The sequence below is a fragment of the Bacteroides sp. 51 genome, assembly GCF_010500965.1.
Lineage (GTDB): Bacteria > Bacteroidota > Bacteroidia > Bacteroidales > Bacteroidaceae > Bacteroides.
Genome location: NZ_QVMI01000071.1, coordinates 1 through 2,717, shown reverse-complemented (window position 1 = coordinate 2,717; position 2,717 = coordinate 1). Strand labels below are relative to the sequence as shown.

Below are 2,717 nucleotides of genomic sequence, written 5' to 3'. Positions count from 1 at the left end.
CAATGCGTTGCTTGAGCCGTATGAGGGGAAACTCTCATGTACGGTTCTTAGAGGGGAAAGCCCCAGTAATGGGGCTGACCTACTCGACACAAAATTGATCTACGCCATTGGTGCTGTGGTTGGTCTGATTGGAGGTGTAAAGGTGTACGGAAAGTTCAGTTCCGGCGACCCCGATACAAGCAAAACCGCCGCCTCTTGGTTCGGTGCGTGTATCTTCCTGATTGTTGCCGCTACCATTCTGCGCTCATTCTTCCTTTAATCAACTTCATACAAAAAAACTATGGAGTTTAACATCAATAAAGGGATAGGCAAGAGTGTGGAGTTCAAGGGTTTGAAATCGCAATACCTTTTCATTTTTGCAGGAGGCTTACTTGCCGTCTTCGTGGTCTTTGTCATCATGTACATGATAGGCATCGGGCAGTGGATTTGCATAGGCTTCGGCGTAATCGCTGCATCAGTATTGGTATGGATGACCTTTAACCTGAATCAGAAATACGGGGAGCATGGTTTAATGAAACTCATGGCTGTCAAACAGCATCCCCGTTATTTGATTAACAGGAAAACTCCGCACCGCCTTTTCAAAAAGAAAAGAAAGGAGGTAGCGTATGCGTAATATAATGAAAGCGGCGACTATCGAAAGTAAGTTCCCGTTACTGGCTGTTGAACACGATTGCATCATTTCCAAAGATGCAGATATTACGGTTGCCTACCATGTGGAGCTACCGGAACTGTTTACTGTTACCAGTACCGAATATGAAGCGATACATTCGTCATGGGCAAAAGCGGTAAAAGTGCTGCCCGAATATAGTGTGGTGCATAAGCAAGATTGGTTTGTCCGTGAAACGTATAAACCTGCAACCGATAAGGACGATATGAGTTTCTTATCCCGCAGTTTTGAAAAGCACTTCAATGAAAGACCATTCCTGAACCACTCGTGTTTCCTGTTCCTGACTAAAACGACTAAAGAGCGAATGAGAATGCAAAGCAATTTCTCATCGCTTTGTCGTGGGAACATTATTCCCAAAGAGGTCAATAAGGATACAAGCGTGAAGTTTTTGGAAGCCGTCGGACAGTTTGAACGAATCATGAACGATAGCGGATTTATCCGTCTTACCCGTATCAGTTCAGACGAGATAACAGGAACAAGTGAAAAGCCGGGACTGATTGAAAAGTATTTCTCGTTGTCGCTCGATGACACAACCTGCTTGGAAGATTTGGAACTGGGAGCCGACGGGCTTCGGGTGGGAAGCAAACACGTTTGCCTGCATACGCTTTCAGATGCGGAAGATCTGCCCGGACGTATCGGAACGGATATGCGATATGAAAAACTATCGACCGACCGGAGCGATTGCCGTTTGTCTTTCGCTTCTCCTGTTGGGTTGCTTCTTTCATGCGACCATATCTACAATCAATATCTGTTTATCGAAGACAGTGCGGAAAACCTGCGAAAGTTTGAAAAGAGTGCAAGGAATATGCAGTCGCTTTCCCGCTATTCAAGGGGCAATCAAATCAACAAAGAATGGATCGACCAATATCTGAATGAAGCACACAGCTTCGGGCTGACTTCAATCAGGTCGCACTTCAACGTAATGGCATGGAGCGATGACGTGGAGGAACTGAAACATATCCGCAATGATGTGGGCAGCCAGTTGGCTCTTATGGAATGTAAACCGCGCCACAACACGGTGGATGCAGCCACTTTGTACTGGGCAGGAATGCCCGGCAACAGTGGGGATTTTCCTGCGGAAGAATCGTTCTATACATTTATTGAACCTGCTCTTTGTTTCTTTACTGAAGAAACAAACTATCGTAGTTCGCCCAGTCCGTTCGGTATTAAAATGGCTGACAGGGTTTCAGGAAAACCGCTTCATGTGGATATTTCTGACCTGCCCATGAAGAAAGGAATTATCACGAACCGCAACAAGTTTATCTTGGGGCCTTCGGGTTCGGGAAAATCCTTTTTTACCAACCATATGTGCCGCCAGTACTACGAACAAGGTACGCACATCGTTTTAGTGGATACGGGGAATAGCTATCAAGGCTTATGTAACCTGATTAACCGGAAAACAAACGGTCAGGACGGGGTATATTTTACATATACCGAAGAAAATCCCATTTCATTTAATCCTTTTTTTACGGATGATAATGTCTTCGACATTGAAAAGCGTGAAAGTATAAAAACGCTTATCCTTACTCTGTGGAAAAGGGATAACGAGCCGCCTTCACGAGCGGAGGAAGTAGCCCTTTCCAATGCAGTCAGCCAGTACATTGAGAAACTGAAAACCGATAGGAAGCTGATACCGTCTTTCAATACCTTCTATGAGTTCGTCCGGGACGACTATAAAAAGGTACTGGAAGAAAAGAAAGTGCGTGAGAAAGACTTCGATATAGCCAACTTTCTGAATGTACTTGAACCGTACTATCGTGGGGGCGAATACGATTTCCTATTGAATTCGGATAAGCAACTGGATTTATTATCTAAACGCTTCATTGTCTTTGAGATTGACGCGATAAAAGACCACAAAATCCTGTTTCCTGTGGTTACAATCATTATCATGGAAGTTTTCATAAACAAGATGCGCCGTTTGCAGGGTATCCGTAAGATGATATTGATTGAGGAAGCATGGCTGTGACATGTAAGTCATGTGAGTGATTGTTTAACGTTCCATTCTACGGGTTGGAAATAGAATGATTAAACCTGCTGTTTCGTCAGCAGT

General features: G+C 44.4%; 2 protein-coding genes and 1 pseudogene. All 3 read left to right on the top strand.

Annotated features, from left to right (window positions below):
- Positions 1–7 precede the first annotated feature (7 nt).
- Positions 8–259, top strand: coding sequence for a DUF4134 domain-containing protein (locus D0T87_RS23395; RefSeq protein WP_239063861.1), 252 nt, complete (start codon positions 8–10; stop codon positions 257–259).
- 21 nt (positions 260–280) lie between these two features.
- Positions 281–613 carry a DUF4133 domain-containing protein gene (locus tag D0T87_RS23390; protein ID WP_163178551.1) on the top strand — a complete coding sequence of 111 codons (333 nt, stop codon included), beginning with the start codon at positions 281–283 and terminating at the stop codon, positions 611–613.
- Positions 606–2,627 (top strand): annotated as a pseudogene (locus D0T87_RS23385) (TraG family conjugative transposon ATPase); the annotation flags it as partial. The gene D0T87_RS23390 and the pseudogene D0T87_RS23385, both read left to right, overlap by 8 nt.
- Positions 2,628–2,717 lie beyond the last annotated feature (90 nt).

What these genes read in the sequence shown, in the direction of transcription:
- D0T87_RS23390 (WP_163178551.1), top strand. Translation starts at nt 281, where the DNA reads ATGGAGTTTAACATCAATAAAGGGATAGGCAAGAGTGTGGAGTTCAAG.